The following is a 22,808-nucleotide window of genomic DNA, read 5'->3' on the forward strand; positions in this document are numbered from 1 at the left end:
AGTGTGGTCGGCACGTTGAGTGATCGGGAGGATTGTTCGCGATGCCGACCTTGCGTCCGGTGGCCGCCGGGCTGTTGCTGACCGCCGCGCTGCTCGTCTTCGGCCGGCCCGAGTCCGGGCTGGCCGGAGCGACCGGCAACCCGCTCGAGCTGACGAGTGGGCTGTACGTCGATCCGTCCTCGGACGCGGCGGCCTACGTACGACGGCATCCCGAGGACACCGCGGTCGCGTCGAAGATCGCCGCGCAGCCGTCGGCGCGCTGGATCGGCGCTTGGAGCGGAGACGTGCAGGCGGGCGTCACGGCGTACACGACAGCGGCCGCGAAGGCGGACAAGCTGCCGGTACTGGTGACCGACAACCTCCCGGGGCGCCAGTGCGGGATCGGCGGCGGCGCCACGTCGGACGCGGCGTACCGGACCTGGATCGCGGGGGTCTCGGCCGGGATCGGGACGCGGCCGGCGGTGGTCGTACTGGAGCCGGATGCGCTGGCGCGGCTGGACTGCTACCCGACGTCGGAGTGGGCCGGGCGGATCGCACTGCTGAAGTACGCGGTGGGTGTGCTGGCGGCGAAGAACCCGAACACGTGGACGTACCTCGACGCCGGGAACGTGACGTCGGGGGACGCGAAGGAGATCGCGCGGCGGTTGCGGCTCGCGGACGTCGGGAAGGTTCGCGGGTTCGCGCTGAACACGGCGAACTACTTCGGCACCGAACAGTCGGTTGCTCGCGGCAACGAGATCCTGGCCGCGCTGGGCGGCGGCAGCCACTACGTGATCGACACGGCCCGCAACGGCAACGGCTCCGACGGCAGCTCCTGCAACCCGCCCGCCCGCAAACTGGGCACCCCACCCGCCCCGGCCGCCGCCCCGGTAGACCTACACCTCTGGCTCCGCACCCCCGGAGCCTCCGACGGCCCCTGCGGCCAAACCCCCACCCTCCCGGCCAGAACCTTCTCCCCCCTCCTAGCCCACCACCTCATCACCGGCACATAGCAAGCGGCCCCGAACCCGGAGGTTCGGAGCCGCTTGGGGGTACTACGTGTGCTGTCGAACTACACGGACTACTGGATCAGAAGTCCATGCCGCCCATGTCGGGCGCGCCGCCCGGAGCGGCCGCGGCCTTCTCCGGCTTGTCGGCGATGACGGCCTCGGTGGTGAGGAACAGGGCCGCGATCGACGCCGCGTTCTGCAGCGCCGAGCGCGTCACCTTGGCCGGGTCGATGATGCCGGTCTTGATCAGGTCGACGTACTCACCGGTCGCGGCGTTCAGACCGTGACCCGGCTCGAGGTTGCGGACCTTCTCCACCACGACGCCGCCCTCGAGGCCGGCGTTCACGGCGATCTGCTTCAGCGGCGCCTCGACGGCCGAACGCACGATCTGCGCACCGGTCGCCTCGTCACCCTCGAGCTCCAGCTTCTCGAACGCCGCAACCGACGCCTGCAGCAGCGCGACGCCACCACCGGCGACGATGCCCTCCTCGACGGCCGCCTTCGCGTTCCGAACGGCGTCCTCGATGCGGTGCTTGCGCTCCTTCAGCTCGACCTCGGTGGCCGCGCCGACCTTGATCACCGCAACGCCACCGGCCAGCTTGGCCAGCCGCTCCTGCAGCTTCTCGCGGTCGTAGTCGGAGTCCGACTTCGCGATCTCGGCGCGGATCTGGTTCACCCGGCCGGTGATCTGGTCGGCGTCGCCCGAGCCCTCGACGATGGTCGTCTCGTCCTTGGTGACGACGATCTTGCGGGCCTGGCCGAGCAGCTCCAGGTCGACGGTGTCCAGCTTGAGGCCGACCTCCTCGGAGATCACCTCGCCGCCGGTCAGCACCGCGATGTCGACGAGCATCGCCTTGCGGCGGTCACCGAAGCCCGGCGCCTTGACGGCGACGGCCTTGAAGGTGCCCTTGATCTTGTTGACGACCAGGGTGGCCAGGGCCTCGCCCTCGACGTCCTCGGCGATGATCGCCAGCGGCTTGCCGGTCTGCATGACCTTCTCCAGCACCGGGACGAGGTCCTTGATGCTGCCGATCTTGCTGTTCACGACCAGGATGTACGGGTCGTCGAGGACGGCCTCCATCCGGTCGGTGTCGGTCACGAAGTACGGCGAGATGTAGCCCTTGTCGAAGCGCATACCCTCGGTGAGCTCGAGCTCGAGGCCGAAGGTGTTGCTCTCCTCGACGGTGATGACGCCTTCCTTGCCGACCTTGTCCATCGCCTCGGCGATGATCTGGCCGACCTGGGTGTCCGCGGCGGAGATCGACGCGGTCGACGCGATCTGCTCACGGGTCTCGACGTCCTTGGCCAGCGACAGCAGCTGCTCGCTGACGGCCTCGGTCGCCTTCTCGATGCCCTTCTTCAGGCCCATCGGGTTGGCGCCGGCCGCGACGTTGCGCAGACCCTCGCGGACGAGAGCCTGGGCCAGCACGGTGGCGGTGGTCGTACCGTCACCCGCGACGTCGTCGGTCTTCTTGGCAACTTCCTTGACGAGCTCGGCCCCGATCTTCTCGTACGGGTCCTCGAGCTCGATCTCCTTGGCGATGGAGACGCCGTCGTTGGTGATCGTGGGTGCGCCCCACTTCTTCTCCAGCACGACGTTGCGGCCCTTCGGGCCGAGCGTCACCTTGACGGCATCGGCGAGGGTGTTCATCCCCCGCTCGAGGCCGCGGCGCGCCTCTTCATCGAAAGCAATCAGCTTGGGCATTCTCCGCGAGTCCTCCCGCGTCGAGTCTTGGTGGTTCAGCCGGCTCCGATGCCCGCGACGGACGGCGCCGACACCGCGACGCTCATGTCCCGCCGCTGCCCGGCACCTCATCGAGGCCGTCTTTCTGACACACCCCGCCGGGCGCGAGTTATCACTCTCGCCCTTGGAGTGCTAACCAAGTATTAGCACTCGCCTCAAACGAGTGCAAGCCAGGGTCAGGCGTCCAGCTGGGCGATCAGGTACTTCGGCGCCGTCAGCCGCCAGGCCTCCGTGATCAGCTCCGCCAGTTCCTCGTCGTCCGCCGGCTCCAGCTGGATCCGGACCCAGGCGAACCGCCCGCCCTCCCAGGACGGCTCGTACACCTCCGGGTTCTCCGCGACCAGCGCCTCCTGCTCCTCGCGCAGCGCCTTGAGATGCATCCAGCTCTGGTCCTCGGACAAGTACGCGAAACTCTTGTTCCGCACCTTGAACACCGGCTGCCCGGCCCACCCCTCCTGCTCCTCCACCCCCGGCAACCCCACCATCACCTTCACCACCGCCACCACATCCATACCCCCAAACGCTAGGCGGCCGCACCGACACTTTACTTCGCCACAGTGACCGTCACGGTCGAGCCGACGGGCAGCACCGTACCGGCGGCGGGCGAGACGCCGAGGATCGTGCCGGTCGGGTAGCTGGGTGATTTGACCTGCTTGTAGCGCGCCTTGAGCCCGGCCACCGCCAGCAGCGGCGTGTACTTGCCGACGACCGGACCTGTGGGTGCACCGCCGAGAGACCAGTAGCTGGGTACGCCCGACTGCTCCGACAGGATCTGGATCCGGTCGAGCATCCGGTCGACTTCAGCCGCGTCGGTGGACGACTCCGCGCGGAACCACACCAGCAACGACGGAATGAACACCGTGCCCGAACAGAAGGTCACGCTGGTCTTGAGTCGTTTGGACACCGCGCACGTCGTCTGCTGCCTCTCGGCCGGCACGCCGTCGATCTCCAACGTCCGGTCGGCGCGGAAGTCTGCTCTCGGGCCCCCGTTGGCCAACTGGACGCTCTCGACACCGGCCGGGCGATAGAACATGCAGAGCTGCGCCTCGGTCGGATCATCGAGCAGGAGGGTGTCCTGACGTGGTGTGCCGCAGTTGCTCTTGTTGGTGGGCCAGTCCGCAGGGACAGCGATGACAGCGTGCCCGAGGCCCACCAGGCGGGTAGGAGGTGGGGCGGCCGCTGTGGTTGGTGGGTGCGGGGTGAGGAGGGTCGTCGCGCCAATGACTGCGCCGACTGCTGCGGCGGCCGCTCCCATGCTTGTCGCCGTACGGCGGCGCCTGCGGCGTTTGGCGCCTGTGTGGAGCGCCGCTAGTGGGGGTGGGCCTACGGGGGTTCGGGCGGCGGTGCGGGTCAGGAGGTTTGTCAGGTCGGTCATCGGGGTTCTCGCAGTTCTGCCAGGTGGGGGTCCTGGGAGAGGGCCTTCACGGCGCGGGACAGGCGGCTTTTGACGGTGCCGGTGGCTACTCCCAGGACGGTGGCCATCTGCTGTTCGGACAGGTGTGCGTAGTACCGCAGTACGACGGCTGTGCGCTGGTCACCGGGCAGTCTGTCCAGTGCGCGCATCACCGCGTCGCTGTCGTCGACCTCTGTGGTCTCGTCGGTGCCCGTGGTTTCCGGGAGCGACGCTGACGGGAGCTCCCCGTGCCAGCGGCGTCTGCGGGAGGAGCGGAAGCAGTTGACCAGTACGCGATGTACGTACGCGTCACGGTCCTCCGCGACGCGCACCCGGTTCCACTTGACGAGGCACCGTTCCAGCGCGGACTGCACCAGGTCCTCGGCTTCGGCCGGCGTACAACCGAGCAGCACCGCCGACCGGACCAGCGTGGACTAGCGTGCAGTCACGTACTCGGTGAACTCGTCCATCTCCCCTCCTCACCCCTATAGACAGGGTGACGGTCGGCCGAGGTTCCTACTTGATCACCGTGAGCGTCACAGCGTCCCCGGGCGCCAGTACGGTCCCTGGTTCGGGTGAGACCCCAACCAGGCGGCCAGGCTTGGAGACAACCGACGTACGAGTCCGGAACTCCACCTTGAGCCCCAACCGCCGCAACTGGTCCGCGTACGCCGCGGAATCGAGCGACTGAGTACTGGGCACTCCGACGCGGTCCCGCAGGACCGCGATCCGGCTGAGGATCTGGTCCACCTCGGCAGCGCTCCTGGACGACGAGGCGCGGAACCAGACCTTGAGCGACGGCAACCCCACCGCACCCCAGCACACGTCGTCGTCCGAACAGGTGGTCCAGCTGCGCTCGGCCCGTACCCCATTCACCATGAACGTGTCGTCGAGACGGAAACCGACCGGTGGCGCGGTGGCCAGCTCGACGCTGCTCACGTCCTCCGGGCGGGGTAGGTCGCAGTCGCCGGCCGCGCTCGGGTCGTCGATCAGTACGGTGTCACGGCGCGGTACGCCGCACCGGCTGACGTTCGTACCCCACACCCTCGGTACGGCGATCGCCGCGTGCCCGTAGCCGACCTGCCGCATGACGATCGGCGCGGGCTCCGGGCCTGGCAGGGGTCCGGTCCCTGACCCGCGGCCGGCCGCCAGGGCATTGGTCACGCCGATCACAGCGACCACGGTGACTACCACCGCAGCCGTCGCCAGCCGGTCGCGGAGCTCAGGTTGGTCCATGGCGTCTCGCACTTCGTCGACCCTTACAGTCTGGGCGCTGCGGACGTCTGCGACCACCGGGTGACCACGAAAGTCGTCAGGGGTGGGTCAGGGGTCGGTCGGTACCGATCCTGATGTGGCGGGGGGTGCCGGAACGGGACAGTAGAGCCATGACGAACTCCAACGCACCGTTCCAGAACCTCTCCGGCAAGACCCTGCGTCGCTCCTCGAACCAGCGGATGCTCTCGGGTGTCTCCGGCGGCATCGCCGAGTACCTGAACGTCGACGTGACCCTGGTCCGTCTCGGCTGGGTCGGCCTCACGCTGATCACCGGCGGCGCCGCGCTGATCGGCTACGCGGTCGCCTGGATCGTGATCCCCGAGTCCGACGGCAAGGCCGTCTGGCAGAACGTCCAGCAGTCGGTGAACCAGCACCAGGACACCACCGAGCAGGACATCGCCTCCCGCATCTACGACGACACCAACAACAAGCCCCCGGCGGCGTGACAGCAGCTGCGCCCGCCGGAGGCGCAGGACCCCAGGCGGGGTGACCGCAGCAGCGGTTGCCCCGCTGCTACACGTTCAGAGAGTGCTTGCGCAGGGCGGCTATGGCCTGGTCCGGGTGGTCGGTGAAGACGCCTTGGAGGCCCAGGGCCGCGAAGCGGGTCAGCTCTGTCGCGAAGTCGGTCGCTGTCGGCAGGAAGCGGCGCTCCGCGCGGAAGGTCCACGCCTGAACTCCCAGCCCGGCACGGTGCGCGTGGTCGACCAGATTGGTCGGTTCACCCAGGCAGCCGTCAGCTGTACGCGGTACGACGAGGTCCTTATGCGGCGCCAGCACCTGCGCGTACGTCGCGATCTCCCGCAGACCCCGCGGCTCGATGAGGTCTGCGTACGTCCGCCCGTCCCCTGTACGCAGGAAGTCGTTCGGTGCGCTCTCGGAGTCGACCAGCTGCACCAGCGGGACCTGTGCCATCACCGACAGCCGCCGTAGGCTCGTCGGCTCGAACGACTGCACCATGATCTCGTCAGGGCGTAGCCGCAGCGCCAGGATCCGCTCCGTGAGCAGTTCCTCCAGCGGCAGGCCGAGGCGCCGGAAGTACGCCGGGTGCTTGATCTCCGGGATCACCCCGATCGGCCGGCCGAGCCGTACGGACTCGCGACGCGCCAGGTCGACCACGTCGTCGAACGTGGGGATCTCCTCGAGTCCGTCGTACGCCGTGTTGTTCGCCCGGAGCGCGGGCATCCGCTCACGGGCCCGCAGCGTGCGTAGCTCGGCGTACGTGAAGTCCTCGACGAACCAGCCGGTGACAGCGGTCCCGTCGACGATCTTGGTGATCTTCCGGTCCGCGAAGACCGGGTGCTCCGCGACGTCCGTCGTACCGGAGATCTCGTTCTCGTGCCGGCACACCAGTACGCCGTCGAGCGTGGCGACCAGGTCCGGCTCCAGGTAGTCGGCCCCCTGGGCTGCGGCGAGCCGATACGCCGCCGGTGTGTGTTCCGGGCGGTAGCCACTCGCTCCCCGATGCGCGATCACCAACATGGATCCAGGACAGGGGTCTGACATTGCCCGACGGGAACCCGTTGCCCAACGCAAGGTGAAGGTCTACCGTCCGTCACCACGCAGCACGCTGCTCGAGAGCAGGTACTGCGCGACGCAGTACGTCGCCATCACCAGATAGTCATGCCCGGCGAAGTCATGTCCTGCCAAACCCACGCCGATCAGCCCGTCCGAGATCAGGAACAGTGCACCGCCCAGTCCGGCGCGCCAGCCGTTCCACGCGCTCGTGACAGCCGTGGCGGTGACCAGCAACGAGTAGAGCGCCACGGGGATCCGGTTGTCACCCAGGCCGGACCACAGCAGCACCAGCACACCCAGCCAGACCACGCCGTACGCCGCTACCACCACGAGCGAGCGCCTACGAGCACGGTGGTTGAACAGCATGACGTAGCACACATGTGCGACACCAAACGCAGCCATGCCCGGCAGGAGCTGGTCCACCTGCAGCAGGAAGTCCCCGGCGAAGGAAGCGACTAGTGCGACCAGCAGCGTCGTCGGACCGCGGTTGAGCCGCACCCACACCGCGAGCACGGGCATCAGCAGCACCTTGGTGATCAGCTGCGACCACGTCTCGCCGATCGCGATCGTGCCGAGGTGGACGACGGCGAGTACGCCGTACGCGATCAGCCAGGTCCGTCCCCTGTTCATGGAAGTAGATGGTGCCGGTTCGAGGGGTCCACAGGTGCGAGTAATTCGCATGCGAACTGTCGGAGCGGGGACCTAGCCTGAGTGGGCCATGAGACAACTGCCGCTCGCCGATCCCGGCGTCCCGAATCACCGTTCACCGGCCCGCTACCTGTGGTGGGTCGCGGGCGGTCAGGCCCGCACGCTCGCGGGCGGGATGACGTTCGGCATCCTGTGGATGGCCGCGCAGGCCTTCATCCCGGCGATCCTCGGCCGGGCCATCGACGAGGGCATCGCGGCGCGGGACGGCGAGCGGCTGCTGCGCTGGACGGCGCTGCTGTTCGCGGTCGGCGTCGTGCAGGCGACCGCGGGCATCATGCGGCACCGGTTCGCGGTCACCAACTGGCTGACCGCGGCGTACCGGACGGTCCAGGTGGTGACCCGGAAGTCGGCCGACCTCGGTGCGACGCTGCCGAAGCAGCTGGCCACCGGCGAGGTGGTCAGCATCGGCGCCGGTGACCTGTCCTACATCGGGAACCTGATGGAGATCTCGGCCCGGTTCGCCGGCGCGATCGTGGCGTTCTTCGTGGTCGCGGTGATCCTGCTGTCGTCCTCGACCGTGCTGGGCCTGGTCGTGCTGATCGGCGTGCCGGTGATGCTGTTCGCGCTCGGCCCGATGCTGCGCCCGCTGCACAAGCGGCAGTCCGCGCAGCGCGAGGCGGTCGGCGAGCTGAACTCGCTGGGTTCCGACATCGTTGCCGGCCTGCGGGTGCTGCGCGGGATCGGCGGCGAGGAGTCGTTCTCCCGGCGGTACCGGAGCGAGTCGCAGCAGGTGCGGAAGGCCGGCGTGCGGGTCGCGGGCATCCAGTCGGTGCTCGACGCGGCACAGGTGCTGCTGCCCGGCGTCTTCGTCGTACTCGTCGTCGGGCTCGGTGCGCACTTCGCGCTGCGCGGTGACCTGAGCGCGGGTTCGCTGGTCGCGTTCTACGGCTACGCGACGTTCCTGGTGCTGCCGCTGCGGACCGCGACCGAGTTCGCGAACCAGCTGATGCGAGGGCTCGTCGCCGCGGGCCGTGTGATCCGGGTGCTGAAGCTGCAGCCGGACGTGACCGACCCGGAGACGCCTGTGCGGCTGCCGGACCACGGCGACCTGGTCGACCCGGTCTCCGGCGTCCGCGCCCGCGACGGTCTGCTCACCGCGATCGTCGCCGCCGAGCCGGACACCTACGGCACGCTTGCTGATCGCCTGGGTCGGTACGAGAACGCCAGCGAGGTCAGGTACGGCGGTGTGACGTTGGCGAGCGCTACGCGGGCAGACGTCCGCGAGCGGATCCTGGTGAGCGACACTGGCGCTCAGCTGTTCACCGGCGTACTCCGCACGGAGCTGGACCCAACAGGTCGCCGTACTGACGACGAGCTGCTGGCTGCTATCCGTACGGCCTCCGCCGAGGACGTGCTCGTTGCGCTGGCGGACGGCCTCGACTCCGAGGTGGAGGAGAAGGGACGCTCGTTCTCCGGTGGCCAGCGGCAGCGGCTCGTGCTGGTCCGGGCGCTGCTCGCCGACCCGTCCGTACTGGTCCTGGTCGAGCCGACGTCCGCCGTCGACGCGCACACCGAGGCGCGGATCGCGGACCGGTTGCACGCGCACCGGGCCGGCCGGAGCACCGTCGTACTGACCGCCAGCCCGCTGCTGCTGGACCGCGTCGACGAGGTGATCTTCGTCGCCGCCGGGCGAGTCGTTGCCACCGGCAAACACCGCGAGCTGCTCGAGTCCACCCCGGCGTACCGCCGGACCGTCACCCGCGAGACCGAAGCTGAGGAGGCCCTCCGATGAGGCAGATCCTGCCCGTGGCCGGGCCGGCCGAGATCCGGCGGCACGCCCGCCGGCTCGCGCGACGGCACCCGCGGACGCTGCTGATCGCGTTGCTGTTGCACGGTCTGGCGGCGGTGTCCGGGCTCGCGGCGCCGCGGCTGATCGGTGACCTGGTCGAGGACGTCCAGCACGGCACGACCGCCGCCAAGGTGAACCTGGTGATCGTCGTGATCGCCGGGTTCATCGTCGCGCAGTCGCTGCTCACCCGCTGGGCGCGGTACAAGTCGTTCGCACTCGGCGAGCAGGTGCTGGCCGAGCTGCGCGAGGAGTTCGTCGACAACGCGCTGGCGCTGCCGATCGGCACGGTCGAGCGGGCCGGCACGGGTGACCTTCTGTCGCGGACCTCGCGAGATGTGGACACCTTGTCGCGGACGGTGCGGTTCGCCGTACCGGAGACGATCATCGCGTTCGTGACCGTGGTGTTCACCGCGGTCGCGACGATGCTGGTCGGCGTATGGGTGCTGGTGCCGTTGGTGGCGATGGTGCCGCTGCTGTGGTTGAGCACGAAGTGGTACCTGCGGCGTGCCAAGGACGGCTACCTGCGGGAGAACGCGGCGTACGCGCAGATGACCAGCTCGCTCGCCGAGACCGTCGAGGGTGCGCGGACAGTCGAGGCACTGCGGCGGTTCGACGACCGGGTGCGGCGCGGGGACGAGGACATCCGCGGGAGCTTCCTCGCCGAGCGGTACACGTTGTTCCTGCGTACGGTGTACTTCCCGGCCGCTGAGCTCGGGTATCTCGTACCGGTCGTGGGCACGCTGCTGTTCGGCGGGTGGCTGCATCTGAACGGGCATGTCTCACTCGGCGCGGTCACGGCGGCCGTGTTGTACGTGAACCAGCTGATCGACCCGGTCGACCGGCTGCTGTCCTGGCTGGACGAGCTGCAGTCGGGTGGTGCGGCGTTCGCGCGGCTGCTCGGGATCAGCGACGTGCCGGACGACCGTACGCCATCGGGACGCGAGCCGTCCGGTGAGCTGGTCGAGGCGCGGGACGTGCGCTTCTCGTACGTCGAGGGACGCGATGTGCTGCACGGGGTGGACCTGACGATCCAGCCGGGCGAGCGGATCGCGATGGTCGGACCGTCCGGCGCAGGCAAGTCCACGCTGGGCCGGCTGGTCGCGGGCATCCACCCGCCGCGGACCGGCTCGGTGACGGTCGGCGGGGTCGGCATGACGGACCTTCCGTTGGACGAGCTGCGCAAGCAGGTCGCACTGGTGACGCAGGAACACCATGTCTTCGTGGGTACGCTGCGCGACAACCTGTCGATGGCGCGTCCGTCCGCGACCGACGCTGAACTGCTGGACGCGCTTGGTGCGGTGGACGCTCGCGAGTGGGCCGAGGCTTTGCCGGACGGGCTGGATACGCGCGTCGGTTCGGGCCAGCTGTCGCTGACCCCTGCTCAGGCGCAGCAGCTCGCACTGGCGCGGCTGGTCCTGGCTGATCCCCACACGCTCGTGCTGGACGAGGCAACTTCCCTGATCGATCCCCGAGCCGCAAGGCACATGGAGCGCTCCCTGGCAGCTGTGTTGGAAGGCCGCACCGTCATAGCAATCGCCCACCGCCTCTACACAGCGCACGACGCAGACCGGGTAGCAGTAGTAGAAGACGGCCGCATCTCCGAACTAGGCAGCCACGACGAACTAGTAGCCCGCAAAGGCCCCTACGCCGCCCTCTGGCACTCCTGGCACGGCTGAGAACCCCACCAGTTGGTGGGGGTTCCATCAGCGCTTTCGTAGTAGGAGGACTGTGGAATCTACGTGGGGTGGTGGGGTGAAAGCCTTGCGGGGAAGGCGTAGGCCGAGGGTGGGGGTGTAGTGACGCAGCCACCGGTTCGCCCCGGGTGCTTGGCCGCGGACCCACCTGTTCGCCACCTGCCGCTGCAACACCAGATCGGCCGAAACCAGGCGAGAACCCTGTGCCAGCAGGCGTTTCAGCAACAGCGTGGAGATGTTGTACGGCGGGCTCGACACCACCCGGAACGGCCGCGACGGCAACCGGAGATCACCGGCATCGGCCCGGACGACCGTCACCGGCGCGTCCGCGAACCGCCGGCGTAACCGGTCGGCACGACCTGGATGGAGTTCGACCGCGACCACCTGGGCGCCGGCCCGGACCAGTGGCGCGGTCAGCGCACCGAGCCCGGCCCCGACGTCGAGGACGAGTTCGCCGGGTTTGATCCCGGCCGCGTCCACGACCCGTTCGGCCCAACGACTATCGAGCGGATGCCATCCCCAGGCACCCCGCGCCTGCCCGGAGGCGGGCACGACGGACCATCACAAAGTACGTATTCATGCGACGACCCTAGAGCCGCCAACACCTCTACCTCAAAGCATTTTCGGCGCCGCCCCCAACGCGGTAACGGTCTCCGCAGTCCGCCGCTGCGCCAACTCCAACCGCTCACGCCGCGCCGTGTCCTTCGCGAGTTCATGTCGTACGTCCAGAACCCGCACCGGCAGGTCGTCGGTCATCAACAGCGGCGCGTACTCGGCCTCGGTCCGCCATCCGCCACCGTCGCGCGTGAACGTGAAGCGCGTCAGCAACCCCTCCGCCTTCGTACTGTTCGGTTCGCGATGCGCCGCGACCAGGTTCCCGTGCCCGTACGCAATCCACTTCCCGTCGATCTGCTGCATCGGCTGCACGACGTGCGCGTGATGCCCGATCACCAGGTCGATGTTGCTGTCGGCAAGCAGTTCCGGACCGACCTCGCGCTGTTGGTCGTTCAGCTTGTCCGAGTACTCCGTACCCCAGTGGCAGCTGACGATCACCAGGTCGGCCCCGCGGTCGCGGGCGTCCTGCGCCTTCAGCCGGATCGACTTCGTGCTGATCTTGCCCGCGCGCCACGTCTCGCCGTTCGGGTACGGCAGCCCGTTGAACCCGAACGTGAAGCTCAACGAAGCGACCTTCACCCCGTGCACGTCGACGATCGTGATCCCCTCGGCCTCGGACCGCGTCCGCGCCGTTCCGGCGTGCCTGAGGCCGGCCTCGTCGAGCGTGTCGAGCGTACGGTCCACACCGGCCGCGCCGCCGTCGAAACTGTGGTTGCTGGCGGTGGTGCACAGGTCGTACCCGGTCTGCTTCAGCGCAGTCGCGATCTGCGGCGGCCCCTGGAAGAGCGGGTAGCCGTGGTACGGCCCGCCGGGTTTCGCGAGCGGCGTCTCGAGATGCGCGATCGCGAGATCCGCCTTCTGCACAAGGGGTTTCACGCTCGCCATCAGCGGAGCGAAGTCCCACTGCCCACCGTCACCGTCGCGTTTCGCGGTGGTCCACAGGCGCTCGTGGAGCAATACGTCGCCGGTCGCGACCACGGTGATCCGGTCGGACTTCCTGCCCTGCTTCGGTTCCGCGCTCTTGGTCGGACGATCGGTCGTGTCGGCGAACGTGTCCGCCAGACAACCTGTCGTCGCCAGCGCGGCGGCTCCGGCGAGAACTCCCCCGAGTACTGCGCGTCGTCGTACAGCCATCCCCAGCCCCCTTTGTCGTCGTTGAAGACGCCCGGTTCGCGAGGTTGGTTGGGACGGAGATCGGATCGTGTCCAAAGCTCGTGTGGTAGTAAGTGAAACCATGGTCGAGTTGAAGACGCCCGCGGAGATCGAGCAGATGCGTGCCGCCGGACGGGTCGTGGCCAACGCCTTGCAGACGGTGAAGAAGCACGCCACCGCCGGCGTCTCGCTGCTCGAACTCGACGTGGTGGCCCGGGACGTACTGCGTACCGCCGGGGCGGTGTCGTTGTTCGACGGTTACCAGCCGGGGTTTTCGACCTTGCCGTTCCGCGGCGTGATCTGTACGTCGGTGAACGACGCCGTCCTGCACGGCCTGCCGAACGAGCTGCGGCTGCAGGACGGCGACCTCCTCAACGTCGACTGCGGCGCGTCGATCGACGGCTGGTGCGCCGACTCGGCGATCAGCTTCTGCGTCGGCACGCCGCACCCCGAGGACCTCGAGCTGATCGCGACCACCGAACGCGCGCTCGCCGCCGGTATCGCCGCCGCGGTCCCCGGCAATCGCATCGGCGACATCGGCGCCGCCATCGGCCAGGTCGGTAGGCAGGCCGGCCTCGGCACCAACCTCGACTTCGGCGGCCACGGGATCGGCCGCCGCATGCACCAGGACCCGCACATACCCAACAACGGCCGCCCCGGCCGCGGCCTGAAACTCCAAACCGGCCACGTCTTCGCCATCGAACCCTGGTTCTGGACCGGCCCGAGCTCCACCTACCAAATAGACGAAGACGGCTGGACCCTACGCTCCGCCGACCAAACCCGAGGCGCCCACGCCGAACACACCGTAGCCATCACCCCAGACGGCCCCCGCATCCTCACCCTCCCGTAGATCGCCCTCAGAACAAGGGGTCCTGAGGAGGGGGTGATGGGTGCATGCCGCGAATGGGTTCGGAGCGGTGGGGAGAGTGGCGGGCGAAGCCGTGTTTGGTCATTAGGGGGCGGAGCTTGGTGTCAAAGGCGCGTTGGTAGCTCTGGGCTACGTACGGGCCGTGGGCGTAGAGGGATTCGTAGCGGGCTACCAGGGCCGGGTGGTCGTAGGCGAGCCATTGCATGAACCACTCCTTCACCCCGGGGCGTAGGTGGAGGACGAGTGGGGTGACGCCGGTGGCGCCTGCTTCGGACAGCTGGCCGAGTAGGTGGTCCAACTGCTCGGTCGAGTCGGTGAGCCAGGGGAGGACGGGGGCGACCATCACGCCGCACGGCAGGCCGGCGTCGCGGATCGTACGGATGAAGTCGAGGCGGCCGCGGACGGACGGTACGCCGGGCTCCAGACGGCGGCGTAGCACCTCGTCGCCCAGCGCGAGCGAGACGCCGATACCGACCGATACGTCAGCAGCCGCAGCCGTGAGCAGGCCCAGGTCGCGGCGGAGCAACGTGCCCTTGGTGAGGATGGACAGCGGCGTACCCGACGAGGCGAGCGCCTCGATGATGCCGGGCATCAGCCGGTAGCGGCCCTCGGCGCGCTGGTACGGATCCGTATTGGTGCCTAGGGCAACCGGTTCGCGCTTCCAGGACGGGCGGGCGAGTTCCCGGCGCAGGACCTCGGCGACGTTGGTCTTCACCACGATCTGCCGGTCGAAGTCCTGCCCGGCGTCGAGCTCCAGGTACTTGTGGGTTGGCCGGGCGAAACAGTACCGGCAGGCGTGGGTGCAGCCGCGGTACGGGTTGACGGTCCAGTTGAACGGCAGCGCCGTACCCGGGACGGAGTTCAGCGCGGACCGCGCCAGCACCTCGTGGAACGTGATCCCCTGGAACTCAGGTGTCGTCACCGACCGGACCAGGCCCGCGATCGACCCGAGCCCCGGCAACGTCCCCGGGGTCTCGACGTCGAGTTGCTGACCCGCCCACCTCATGCCTCACAGTCGAACACACGTTCGACCCAGAGTCAAACCGCGGCAGCCCGCGCGGCTTCCTCCACGCGGGCCCGGTACGCCGCCCACCACTCGGCGTCCTGCTCCGGCAGGTTCGAGTTGTCCGCGCGCATGCCGGCAGCGCCGTCGACCTGCTCGCGCAGGATGTCGGCGTGTCCCGCATGCCGGTTCGTCTCCGCGATCACGTGGACGAGGATGCTGTGCAGCGTCGTGTCGGGCTTGCGCCACCACGGCACCACTCCCGGAGCTTCCAGCGGCAGCGCCTCGATCGTCGCGTCCGCGTGCGCCCAGACCCGACGGTAGAGTCCGACAACGTCCTCGCGGGTCTCGTCCGCGGTCACCCACATGTCGACGTTCGGCTCCGCGTCGTCGTCCCACCAGGACAGTTCCTCGGTGAACGGGCGGTCGAAGGTCTGGCCGAAGTACCAGGCCTCGACGATCGACAGGTGCTTGACCAGCCCGAGCAGGTTGGTCCCGGTCGGCGTCAGCGGCCGGCGGATGTCGTACTCACCGAGCCCGTCGAGCTTCCAGACCATCGCCTCACGGGCCTTGCGGAGGTAGTCGTGCATCAGATCCTTCACATCCGCGATCATGCCAGTCAGCGGAAGGCGTCCGCATTCGCCTTTGCCCATTCGGCGTACGTCGTGCCCGTCCGGCCGGTCAGTTCGAAGACCGCCGGCTCCGGCTTCATCGGGTGTTCCGCCATCATCCGGAACCCGTCCAGCAACCACTGAGCCGTCTCCGAACCGATCACCGGCGCCAGACCCGCCAGGTACTCAGCAGGTGTCTGCTCCTCGAAGCGCACCTCCCGGCCGATCGCCGCCGCGAGCTGCGCGACCTGCTCCGGTGGGGTGATCCCCTCCGGCCCGCTCATCACGATCTTCTGCCCGACGTACCGCTCCGACAGCAGCACGACCCGCGCCACCGCGGCGATGTCGGCGAGGTCGATCGGCGTCTGCACGGCGTTCGGGTACGGCGCCCGTACGACCCCGTCGGCCTTGATCGTCGGCGCCCAGCCGAGTGTGTTGTTCATGAACTGCCCCGGCCGCAGGAACGTCCACTCGAACCCACCGGCCTCGATCGCCCGCTCCAGCCGGTAGTAGTGCCACGTCGCCGGATCGCCCTGCGCCTCGTACTCGGCCGGCTCCCCGGACAGTACGACGACCCGCCGCACGCCGGCGTCGCGCGCGCAACGGACGAACTCGTCGACGTACGCCGGAAGCGGCGCGAGGTACACCGTGTCGACGCCGGCGAGCGCCGCGGGCAACGTCCGCGGCTTCCCGAGGTACCCGCGCGCAACCTCCACACCGTCCGGCAGCGCCGCCCGCGCCGGATCGTTCGTCAGCGCCCGCACCGGCGCCCCCACCGCCACCAGCTCGTCGACCAGCAGCCGCCCGACATTCGCCGTCGCACCCGTCACCAAGATCATAATCTCGTAGGGTATACGATAATTCAGGCCAGCGCCTATCGTTGGCCTGGTGAGTGAGCGGCGCAGTGGTGAGGGGCAGCCGGACCGGACGCTGGCGTTGCTGTGGCGCAACCACCGTCAACCGGCCGCGGAACCCGAGCGGAAGCGTGGCGCCGGACGCCGCCCCTCGCTGAACGTCGACGACGTCGTCGACGCGGGCATCCGGCTCGCGGACGAACAAGGTCTGGCCGCCGCGTCGATGGGCGGACTCGCGAAGGAGCTCGGCGTCGGCACGATGACGCTCTACACGTACGTACCGTCCAAGGATGAGCTCCTGGACCTCATGGTCGACCAGGTGCTCGGAGAGCGCCGTCTTCCCGGCCCTGGCGAACCACGGCCGGCCGACTGGCGCGAGCAGGTCGAGGTGTACTCCGTGGAGACCCGTCAGATGTTCCAGAAGCACCTGTGGTTGTCACAGGTCTCCACGATCCGCCCGCCCGTCGGGCCGGGCATGCTGGCGGGTCGTGAGTACCTCCTGTCCGTGCTGCTCCGTCTACGACTCACGCCGACCGAGACGAACACCGCAGCGCTCGCGATCACCACGTACGTAGACTCCGCGGCCAGCCTGGAGGCGGAGAGCCGACTGGTCGAGCAGACGACCGGACAGACCAACGACGCCTGGTGGTACGAGCGGAACGACCTGTGGGAGACGTACTTCGACGTACAGCAGCACCCCGCGATGACAACCATCTGGAACGCCAACGGCTACAAGTCCACAGCCCACGATGCCTACCGCTACGGACTCGACCGCCTACTCGACGGCATCCAGCCCTAGCAGCGGGCGCCGGTCAGTACGTGGGCGCCGACGGGGTTGAGGGTGTGGCGGACCGAGCTGCCGGTGCGGTGGGTGGTGACCAGGCCGGTGTCGTGCAGGACGCGGGCGTGTTCGCTGGCTGATGCCAGGGAGATGCCTGCGCGGGCTGCTAGTTCACTGGTCGAGCAGGCGCCCACCGAGATGCTCTTGAGTACCCGTGCCCGCGTCTTGCCGAGCAGGTCCGCGACGGCGCCCTCACGGTCCGGTCGCCGTACGACGAGTCCTGGCCGCGCAGCCTCGTGGCGTACTGGGTACACCAGGACCGGCGGCAGGTCCGGGTCGAGCAGCATCATCGGGTACTTCCAGCAGAAGAACGACGGCACCAGCCGCAGGCCGCGGCCGTTCAGGTACAGGTCGCGCTCGATGTGCGGCATGTCGACCGACAGCACCGGGACGTTCCAGCTGAGCGTGTGGTGAAGCTCTGGCAACAGTGACTCGAACCCGTTGTTTGCAACGGTTTCCGTGTACTTCGCGACCGCAGGCTCGACCGCGCCGGCGATCATCGGCATCTGCGGCGCGATCTTCGTCCGGTGGAACGACCGGAGCCCCTGCACGAGCCGTTTCATCGGACCGGTCTCGCCGGCCGCGAGCCGTCGCGTCCAGCCGGGCAGCCGTACGCTGTCGGACAGTTGCCGTAGCTCCGTCGTCAGTCGCACGGTCGAAGTCGCGGCGACCGCGTTCAGCCCCGCTTCGAGTCCACCCGCCGCCGCCCCAGGCGTCATGAAGTCCGGCGAGTACCCGACCGGTGGCGCGAGCGCGAGCAGGTCCTGCTCGAGCGTCGTCAGCCGCGCCCGGGCCCGTTCCCGCCAGGTCCCGAACGTCTCCGGTTCGTCGTCGCCTTGCAGGACATGGAGGCCCAGCAGGACCTCCCACAACGGATCCGGCTGCCGCGCAATCGTCGTCCTGGCCAGATCCGCGCAGTCGAAATGAATGCGAAACACCACGAGCCCTCCCCCGAGGAAAGTCGCCCGCTGTGGTTTACGAACGACCCCGGTGACTCTAACAGTCGCCGGGGTCACCCAGTGTTACTCCCATTCGATGGTGCCCGGGGGCTTGCTGGTGACGTCGAGGGTGACCCGGTTGATCTCGTCGACCTCGTTGGTGATGCGGGTCGAGATGCGTTCGATCACGTCGTACGGCAGCCGGGCCCAGTCCGCGGTCATCGCGTCCTCGCTGGTGACCGGACGCAGGACGACCGGGTGACCGTACGTACGGCCGTCGCCCTGGACGCCGACCGAGCGTACGTCGGCGAGCAGGACGACCGGGAACTGCCAGATGTCCCGGTCGAGCCCGGCCGCGGTCAGCTCGTTGCGGGCGATCAGGTCCGCGGCGCGGAGGATGTCCAGGCGCTCGCGGGTCACCTCGCCGATGATCCGGATGCCCAGGCCCGGGCCCGGGAACGGGTGCCGGTAGACCATCGTCTCCGGCAGGCCGACCGCGAGGCCGAGCTCACGGACCTCGTCCTTGAACAGCGTCCGGAGCGGCTCGATCAGGCTGAACTGCATGTCGTCCGGCAGGCCGCCGACGTTGTGGTGGGACTTGATGTTCGCCGTACCGGCGCCACCGCCGGACTCGACGACGTCCGGGTACAGCGTGCCCTGGACGAGGAACTCGATGTGCCGCTCGGCGTCCACCTTGCGCGCGGTCGCCTCGAAGGTGCGGATGAACTCGCGGCCGATGATCTTGCGCTTCTGCTCCGGGTCGGTGACGCCGGCGAGCGCGGTCAGGAACTGGTCCGACGCGTCGATCGACTCCAGCCGGATCCCGATCGCGGCGGCGAAGTCCTTCTCGATCTGCTCGGACTCGCCAGCCCGCTGCAGACCGTGGTCGACGTACACACAGGTCAGCTGGTCGCCGATCGCCTTGTGCACCAGGGCGGCCGCGACCGCGGAGTCGACGCCGCCGGACAGCGCGCACAGTACCTGCTTGTCGCCGACCTGCTCGCGGATCAGCGCGACCTGCTCCTCGACCACGTTCGTCGTCGTCCAGTCGCCCGTACAGCCGGCGATCTCGTACAGGAAGTGCTCCAGCACGGTCTGCCCGGCCTGCGAGTGCAGGACCTCCGGGTGCCACTGCACCCCGGCGAGCTTGCGGTCCAGGTCCTCGAACGCCGCGACCGGCGCACCCTCGGACCCGGCGAGTACCGCGAAGCCGGCGGGCGGGGCGTGGACGGCGTCACCGTGTGACATCCAGACGTTCAGGTCCTCGGGGATGCCCGCGAGCAGCGTCCCGGCCGTGCTGACGGTGACGGGCGTACGGCCGAACTCCCGCAGCCCGGTCCGGCGCACCTCGCCGCCGAGCGTCTGCGCCATCGCCTGGAACCCGTAGCAGATCCCGAACGCCGGAACGCCCGCGTCGAACAGTCCGGAGTCGACCCGCGGCGCACCCTCGGCGTACACCGACTGCGGCCCGCCGGACAGGATGATCGCCTTCGGCCCCTTCGCCAGCATCTCCTCGACCGGCATCGAGTGCGGCACGATCTCGGAGTACACCTTCGCCTCACGCACCCGCCGCGCGATCAACTGCGCGTACTGCGCCCCGAAGTCGACAACCAGAACCAGCTCATGTTCCGCCACGCCCAAAGCCTATCGGTGCAGGTCAGCCGGGCTGTAATCCACCGGACCAGCACCGTCCGGCAACGCCTCACTGGTCACCTCCAGCCCCGGAAACCGCCGCCGCATCTTAGCCTCGTACCGCACCGCGGCCGCGTCGTCACCGATGTACTCGGAGATCCGGTGCGGGCCGAACCACAGCCGCACCCGGTACCGGCAGGTTGTACTCACGAGACGCGACGCTAGTGGCGTCAGTTGTCGCCGGTGTTACCGTCCGTTACAGCCCGGAGACGCTTCGGCGCCCGGAACGAGAGCAGCTCGATCATCGGCGGCTCCTCCACCAGGCGGATCCGGCCCAGCAGCTCATGAGCGCACTCCAGCGCCACTCGAGCCTCCAGGCGGGTGAGGGTGGCGCCTAGGCAGCGGTGGATTCCTTGGCCGAAGGCTAGGTCGGCGGGGCCGCCTTGGTTGGTGAGGGTGAGGAGGAGGGGGGCTTGGGCGGGGAGGGTGGTTGTGCCGAGGGTGGTGGGGGTGGCGGTCACGCGGCGCCAGGTGGGGACTGAGGAGGAGGTGCGGAGTACGTGTTCCACCAGGTCGGCGGGGGTGAGCTGGGTGCCCAGGGCCTGGAGGAAGGCGGTGGAGATCAGTTGGGTGGTGGTTTCCTGGCCGGCGATGAGGAGGAAGTAGCCCACGGCGCAGACCTCTTCGTCGGTGAGGCCCAGCTGGACCAGGACGCCGAAGAGGTCGGTGGTGGGGGTTCGGCGGGCAGCCGTAGTACGGGCGCGGAGCCAGGCGTAGAACTCGGCCGCGCTGTGGGCCAGTTCCAGCTGGCGGTCCTCGTCGGGCGTACCCCAGAAGAGCTCCAGGGAGTCGAGGCTCCAGGCTTTCAGGGCCGGTACGTCGACGTGCTCGAGGCCGAGCAGGTGGAGCAGTACGAGCGCGGGCGGCTCGGCGGCGATCGCCTGGACAAGGTCGACCTCCGCACCGGTCGCGAGCGCGGCTTCGGCGGCCGTGACGCGGGCTGTGTTGAGTTCGCGGGCCAGCGGTTCGACGGCGGCGACCCGCGCCGGGCTGAAGAACCGTGCTACGGCGGCCCGGATCGGGCGGTGTGACGTACCGGCGTTGTTCGCCAGCGTCGGCGGCAGCGCGAACCCGACCGCCGACAGCACCCGGAGCGCCTTCACCGACAACGGCGTATGAGCCAGTACGGCGTTGTCCGGCCGGAACGTCTCCGGCTGCAGCAGCACCTCCCGCACCACCGCGGGATCGTCGACCACCCAGTATCCGAGCTCGGTGTCGAACCGAGCCGGACATCCATTCACTCGAACCAGCCGGGGGCTGCGGAGCGGAACTCCTCCCGCGAGAGCTTGCCTGCGTCGGCGGGGATCCTGCCGAGGATGGCCGCGCCGGACGTCGTCGGCAGGTCTTCGAGGTTGCAGCGTTCGGCCAGGTCGGGCGCTGCCGGCCACGAGCCGATGACGAGGCCCTCGACCGGGAGGCCGCGGGATCGCAGCGCAGCCACGGTCAGGCCGGTGTGGTTCAGGGTGCCGAGGCCGGCCCGGGCGACGACGACGAAGCGGAACGGTTGGGTCAGGTGTTCCGCGAGGTCGGCCAGGTTGTTGCCGTCGGCATCCAGTCCGACGAGGAGGCCGCCGGCGCCCTCGACCAGCACCGTGTCGTACGTACGGGCCAGTTCGTCGATCGACGCGGCGCACTCCTCCACCGACGGCAGCTTGATCCCGGCGCGGCGGGCCGCCGTCGTCGGCGCGAGCGGTTCGGGCAGCCGCACGCCTTCGTGCAGGGTGGTCACGCCGCTGAGCCGCTCGACCTCCGCGAGGTCGCCCGGCTCGTCCGGCGCCACGCCGGTCTGGGCCGGCTTGACCACCGCGACCGACTCCCCGGCAAGCACCGCAAGCGCCGCGGTGACGACCGTCTTACCGATATCGGTGTCCGTACCGGTGACGAATGTGATCATGAAACCTGACCGATCGCGTCGACGATCACGGCGGACGCGTGATCGAGGTCCGTTGCTGACAATCCGGCGTGGGCGGTGAGACGGAGGCGGCTGATGCCGTCGGGGGTCGACGGTGGGCGGAAGCTGCCGACCCGGGCACCGTTCTCGAAGCACAACTCGGCGGCGGCCACCGCCTCGCGGGGTCCCGGCATCGGGATCGAGACAACCGGGCCGGCGGCGGGCGGGACACCGGTCGCCTCGGCAAGGCGGGCCGTCGCGGCGTGGATGCGGGACGGGCGGTCGGGCTCGGCCGCGAGGACGTGCAGCGCGGCGAGCGCGGCCGCGCAGGCGGCCGGGTTGAGGCCGGTGTCGTAGATGAACGGCCGCGACCGGTTGATCAGGTGGTCACGCAACAACGACGGCCCGAGTACGACGCCGCCTTGGGAGGCCATCGCCTTGGACAGCGTCATCGTCACGATCACGTGGTCGAGGCCGGCCAGCCCCAACGCGTGGACCGAACCATGGCCGCCGCCGGTGACACCCAACCCGTGCGCCTCGTCGACGAGCAGTACGGCGTCGTACGCCGCGGCCGTCGCCGCCAGCGCGGTCAACGGAGCCTCGTCGCTGAGCACGGAGAAGACCGACTCGGTCATCACCACCGCGTGCGGCTCGTTGCGTTCGGCAAGGAGTTTCTCGACGACGGTGACGTCGTTGTGCGGGAAGACCTCGACGCGGGACCGGGACAGCCGGCACGCGTCGACGAGCGAGGCGTGGATGTGTTCGTCGGAGATCAGCAGCGTGCCGGGGCCGCCGAGCGCGGTGACCACGCCGAGGTTCGCGAGGTACCCGGACGAGAACGCGAGCGCCGACTCCTGCCCGGCGTACGCCGCCAGCGCGGACTCGAGCTGCTCGTGGAGTTCCGTCGTACCGGTGACCAGCCGGGACGCCGTCGATCCGGTCCCCCAGGTCCGTACGGCGTCCGCTGCGGCCGCCACGACCCGCGGATCGCGGGCCAGGCCGAGGTAGTCGTTGCCGGCGAGGTCGATCAGGTCGTCGCCGGCCACGCGCGGCCGCAGCCGCCGGGTGAGACCGCGCGACTCCAGCGCCGCGGCCTTCGGAGCGATCCAGTCCTCGAGCATCACCATCCACCTCCCAGCCGCAGACCACGTCCCGCACGGCGCCGCCCGACTCTCGTGGCCGTGAACAGGAACCGGTGCCGTTGCACCAGCAATACCTTGTTCACGGCCCCCGCCA

At 69.2% G+C, this 22,808-nt stretch carries 24 protein-coding genes; 6 read left to right on the forward strand and 18 right to left on the reverse strand.

Annotation, left to right across the window (positions count from 1 at the left end; translation table 11 throughout):
• Positions 1-41: 41 nt before the first annotated feature.
• The gene (locus ACFYRU_RS04925) at positions 42-992 is read left to right on the forward strand and encodes a glycoside hydrolase family 6 protein (RefSeq protein WP_387653040.1); all 951 of its coding nucleotides are present in this window, start codon (positions 42-44) and stop codon (positions 990-992) included.
• Positions 993-1,068: 76 nt separating this feature from the next.
• Here the strand turns inward: ACFYRU_RS04925 and groL are convergent, their stop codons facing one another.
• The 5 genes from groL to ACFYRU_RS04950 form a co-directional block, all read right to left on the reverse strand.
• Positions 1,069-2,694 carry a chaperonin GroEL gene (groL, locus tag ACFYRU_RS04930; RefSeq protein ID WP_387653042.1) on the reverse strand — a complete coding sequence of 542 codons (1,626 nt, stop codon included), beginning with the start codon at positions 2,692-2,694 and terminating at the stop codon, positions 1,069-1,071.
• A 215-nt stretch (positions 2,695-2,909) separates the two neighbouring features.
• A complete protein-coding gene (locus ACFYRU_RS04935) occupies positions 2,910-3,245 on the reverse strand; it encodes an MmcQ/YjbR family DNA-binding protein (protein WP_387653044.1) in 336 nt (111 codons plus the stop codon).
• Between the two features lie 32 nt (positions 3,246-3,277).
• The gene (locus ACFYRU_RS04940) at positions 3,278-4,108 is read right to left on the reverse strand and encodes a PASTA domain-containing protein (RefSeq protein WP_387653046.1); all 831 of its coding nucleotides are present in this window, start codon (positions 4,106-4,108) and stop codon (positions 3,278-3,280) included.
• Entirely contained in the window at positions 4,105-4,554 is a 450-nt protein-coding gene (locus ACFYRU_RS04945) for a SigE family RNA polymerase sigma factor (protein WP_387658013.1), read from the reverse strand. The genes ACFYRU_RS04940 and ACFYRU_RS04945 overlap by 4 nt, the downstream gene beginning before the upstream one ends.
• Positions 4,555-4,642: 88 nt before the next feature.
• Complete coding sequence (locus ACFYRU_RS04950; RefSeq protein WP_387653047.1) at positions 4,643-5,362, reverse strand: PASTA domain-containing protein; 720 nt, start codon at positions 5,360-5,362, stop codon at positions 4,643-4,645.
• A 149-nt stretch (positions 5,363-5,511) separates the two neighbouring features.
• Here ACFYRU_RS04950 and ACFYRU_RS04955 point away from each other — a divergent pair, with 149 nt between their 5' ends.
• On the forward strand, positions 5,512-5,847 hold the full coding sequence (locus ACFYRU_RS04955) for a PspC domain-containing protein (RefSeq protein ID WP_141854607.1): 336 nt from the start codon (positions 5,512-5,514) through the stop codon (positions 5,845-5,847).
• 67 nt (positions 5,848-5,914) lie between these two features.
• Here ACFYRU_RS04955 and ACFYRU_RS04960 read toward each other — a convergent pair whose 3' ends face one another.
• Positions 5,915-6,880 (reverse strand): glycerophosphodiester phosphodiesterase, encoded by a 966-nt coding sequence (locus tag ACFYRU_RS04960; RefSeq protein ID WP_387653049.1) that lies wholly within the window; start codon positions 6,878-6,880, stop codon positions 5,915-5,917.
• A 63-nt stretch (positions 6,881-6,943) separates the two neighbouring features.
• Complete coding sequence (locus tag ACFYRU_RS04965; RefSeq protein ID WP_387653051.1) at positions 6,944-7,546, reverse strand: lysoplasmalogenase; 603 nt, start codon at positions 7,544-7,546, stop codon at positions 6,944-6,946.
• An 88-nt stretch (positions 7,547-7,634) separates the two neighbouring features.
• Between ACFYRU_RS04965 and ACFYRU_RS04970 the strand changes: the two genes are divergently transcribed.
• Positions 7,635-9,356 (forward strand): ABC transporter ATP-binding protein, encoded by a 1,722-nt coding sequence (locus ACFYRU_RS04970; RefSeq protein ID WP_387653053.1) that lies wholly within the window; start codon positions 7,635-7,637, stop codon positions 9,354-9,356.
• Positions 9,353-11,089, forward strand: a complete 1,737-nt coding sequence (locus tag ACFYRU_RS04975) for an ABC transporter ATP-binding protein (protein WP_387653055.1) — start codon at positions 9,353-9,355, stop codon at positions 11,087-11,089. Before ACFYRU_RS04970 ends, ACFYRU_RS04975 begins: the two co-directional genes overlap by 4 nt.
• A 27-nt stretch (positions 11,090-11,116) precedes the next feature.
• Here the strand turns inward: ACFYRU_RS04975 and ACFYRU_RS04980 are convergent, their stop codons facing one another.
• Positions 11,117-11,659, reverse strand: a complete 543-nt coding sequence (locus tag ACFYRU_RS04980; protein ID WP_387653057.1) for an rRNA adenine N-6-methyltransferase family protein — start codon at positions 11,657-11,659, stop codon at positions 11,117-11,119.
• 60 nt (positions 11,660-11,719) lie between these two features.
• Entirely contained in the window at positions 11,720-12,856 is a 1,137-nt protein-coding gene (locus tag ACFYRU_RS04985; protein ID WP_387653059.1) for a CapA family protein, read from the reverse strand.
• A 100-nt stretch (positions 12,857-12,956) separates the two neighbouring features.
• On the opposite strand from ACFYRU_RS04985, the gene map reads away from it, so the two are divergent.
• Positions 12,957-13,724: a type I methionyl aminopeptidase gene (map, locus tag ACFYRU_RS04990; RefSeq protein ID WP_387653061.1), complete on the forward strand. Its 768-nt coding sequence runs from the start codon at positions 12,957-12,959 to the stop codon at positions 13,722-13,724.
• Positions 13,725-13,731: 7 nt separating this feature from the next.
• Here the strand turns inward: map and ACFYRU_RS04995 are convergent, their stop codons facing one another.
• The 3 genes from ACFYRU_RS04995 to ACFYRU_RS05005 are packed head-to-tail and all read right to left on the reverse strand — an operon-like array spanning position 13,732 to position 16,195.
• Entirely contained in the window at positions 13,732-14,748 is a 1,017-nt protein-coding gene (locus ACFYRU_RS04995; RefSeq protein WP_387653062.1) for an Rv2578c family radical SAM protein, read from the reverse strand.
• Between the two features lie 32 nt (positions 14,749-14,780).
• Positions 14,781-15,359 (reverse strand): DinB family protein, encoded by a 579-nt coding sequence (locus tag ACFYRU_RS05000; protein WP_387653064.1) that lies wholly within the window; start codon positions 15,357-15,359, stop codon positions 14,781-14,783.
• A gap of 5 nt (positions 15,360-15,364) precedes the next feature.
• Positions 15,365-16,195: an SDR family oxidoreductase gene (locus tag ACFYRU_RS05005; RefSeq protein WP_387653066.1), complete on the reverse strand. Its 831-nt coding sequence runs from the start codon at positions 16,193-16,195 to the stop codon at positions 15,365-15,367.
• A gap of 49 nt (positions 16,196-16,244) precedes the next feature.
• Here ACFYRU_RS05005 and ACFYRU_RS05010 point away from each other — a divergent pair, with 49 nt between their 5' ends.
• Positions 16,245-17,009, forward strand: coding sequence for a TetR/AcrR family transcriptional regulator (locus ACFYRU_RS05010; RefSeq protein WP_387653068.1), 765 nt, complete (start codon positions 16,245-16,247; stop codon positions 17,007-17,009).
• On the opposite strand, the gene ACFYRU_RS05015 is transcribed toward ACFYRU_RS05010, so the two are convergent.
• The 6 genes from ACFYRU_RS05015 to ACFYRU_RS05040 form a co-directional block, all read right to left on the reverse strand.
• Complete coding sequence (locus ACFYRU_RS05015; RefSeq protein WP_387653069.1) at positions 17,006-17,992, reverse strand: ArsR/SmtB family transcription factor; 987 nt, start codon at positions 17,990-17,992, stop codon at positions 17,006-17,008. The genes ACFYRU_RS05010 and ACFYRU_RS05015 overlap by 4 nt on opposite strands.
• Before the next feature lie 81 nt (positions 17,993-18,073).
• Positions 18,074-19,624 carry a glutamine-hydrolyzing GMP synthase gene (gene guaA, locus ACFYRU_RS05020; protein ID WP_387653071.1) on the reverse strand — a complete coding sequence of 517 codons (1,551 nt, stop codon included), beginning with the start codon at positions 19,622-19,624 and terminating at the stop codon, positions 18,074-18,076.
• Positions 19,625-19,633: 9 nt separating this feature from the next.
• Positions 19,634-19,831 (reverse strand): hypothetical protein, encoded by a 198-nt coding sequence (locus ACFYRU_RS05025; RefSeq protein WP_387653073.1) that lies wholly within the window; start codon positions 19,829-19,831, stop codon positions 19,634-19,636.
• A 20-nt stretch (positions 19,832-19,851) separates the two neighbouring features.
• A complete protein-coding gene (locus ACFYRU_RS05030) occupies positions 19,852-20,877 on the reverse strand; it encodes a hypothetical protein (protein WP_387653075.1) in 1,026 nt (341 codons plus the stop codon).
• Positions 20,878-20,918: 41 nt separating this feature from the next.
• Positions 20,919-21,575, reverse strand: coding sequence for a dethiobiotin synthase (bioD, locus tag ACFYRU_RS05035; RefSeq protein WP_387653077.1), 657 nt, complete (start codon positions 21,573-21,575; stop codon positions 20,919-20,921).
• Positions 21,572-22,693 carry an 8-amino-7-oxononanoate synthase gene (locus tag ACFYRU_RS05040; protein WP_387653078.1) on the reverse strand — a complete coding sequence of 374 codons (1,122 nt, stop codon included), beginning with the start codon at positions 22,691-22,693 and terminating at the stop codon, positions 21,572-21,574. The genes bioD and ACFYRU_RS05040 overlap by 4 nt, the downstream gene beginning before the upstream one ends.
• Positions 22,694-22,808: the final 115 nt, after the last annotated feature.

Source organism: Kribbella sp. NPDC004536, from assembly GCF_042873835.1.
Lineage (GTDB): Bacteria > Actinomycetota > Actinomycetes > Propionibacteriales > Kribbellaceae > Kribbella.

Coding starts and splice junctions, on each gene's coding strand:
- ACFYRU_RS04925 (WP_387653040.1), top strand. CDS start 42: ATGCCGACCTTGCGTCCGGTGGCCGCCGGGCTGTTGCTGACCGCCGCG.
- groL (WP_387653042.1), bottom strand. CDS start 2,694: ATGCCCAAGCTGATTGCTTTCGATGAAGAGGCGCGCCGCGGCCTCGAG.
- ACFYRU_RS04935 (WP_387653044.1), bottom strand. CDS start 3,245: ATGGATGTGGTGGCGGTGGTGAAGGTGATGGTGGGGTTGCCGGGGGTG.
- ACFYRU_RS04940 (WP_387653046.1), bottom strand. CDS start 4,108: ATGACCGACCTGACAAACCTCCTGACCCGCACCGCCGCCCGAACCCCC.
- ACFYRU_RS04950 (WP_387653047.1), bottom strand. CDS start 5,362: ATGGACCAACCTGAGCTCCGCGACCGGCTGGCGACGGCTGCGGTGGTA.
- ACFYRU_RS04955 (WP_141854607.1), top strand. CDS start 5,512: ATGACGAACTCCAACGCACCGTTCCAGAACCTCTCCGGCAAGACCCTG.
- ACFYRU_RS04960 (WP_387653049.1), bottom strand. CDS start 6,880: ATGTTGGTGATCGCGCATCGGGGAGCGAGTGGCTACCGCCCGGAACAC.
- ACFYRU_RS04965 (WP_387653051.1), bottom strand. CDS start 7,546: ATGAACAGGGGACGGACCTGGCTGATCGCGTACGGCGTACTCGCCGTC.
- ACFYRU_RS04970 (WP_387653053.1), top strand. CDS start 7,635: ATGAGACAACTGCCGCTCGCCGATCCCGGCGTCCCGAATCACCGTTCA.
- ACFYRU_RS04975 (WP_387653055.1), top strand. CDS start 9,353: ATGAGGCAGATCCTGCCCGTGGCCGGGCCGGCCGAGATCCGGCGGCAC.
- ACFYRU_RS04985 (WP_387653059.1), bottom strand. CDS start 12,856: ATGGCTGTACGACGACGCGCAGTACTCGGGGGAGTTCTCGCCGGAGCC.
- map (WP_387653061.1), top strand. CDS start 12,957: ATGGTCGAGTTGAAGACGCCCGCGGAGATCGAGCAGATGCGTGCCGCC.
- ACFYRU_RS04995 (WP_387653062.1), bottom strand. CDS start 14,748: ATGAGGTGGGCGGGTCAGCAACTCGACGTCGAGACCCCGGGGACGTTG.
- ACFYRU_RS05000 (WP_387653064.1), bottom strand. CDS start 15,359: ATGATCGCGGATGTGAAGGATCTGATGCACGACTACCTCCGCAAGGCC.
- ACFYRU_RS05005 (WP_387653066.1), bottom strand. CDS start 16,195: ATGATCTTGGTGACGGGTGCGACGGCGAATGTCGGGCGGCTGCTGGTC.
- bioD (WP_387653077.1), bottom strand. CDS start 21,575: ATGATCACATTCGTCACCGGTACGGACACCGATATCGGTAAGACGGTC.
- ACFYRU_RS05040 (WP_387653078.1), bottom strand. CDS start 22,693: ATGCTCGAGGACTGGATCGCTCCGAAGGCCGCGGCGCTGGAGTCGCGC.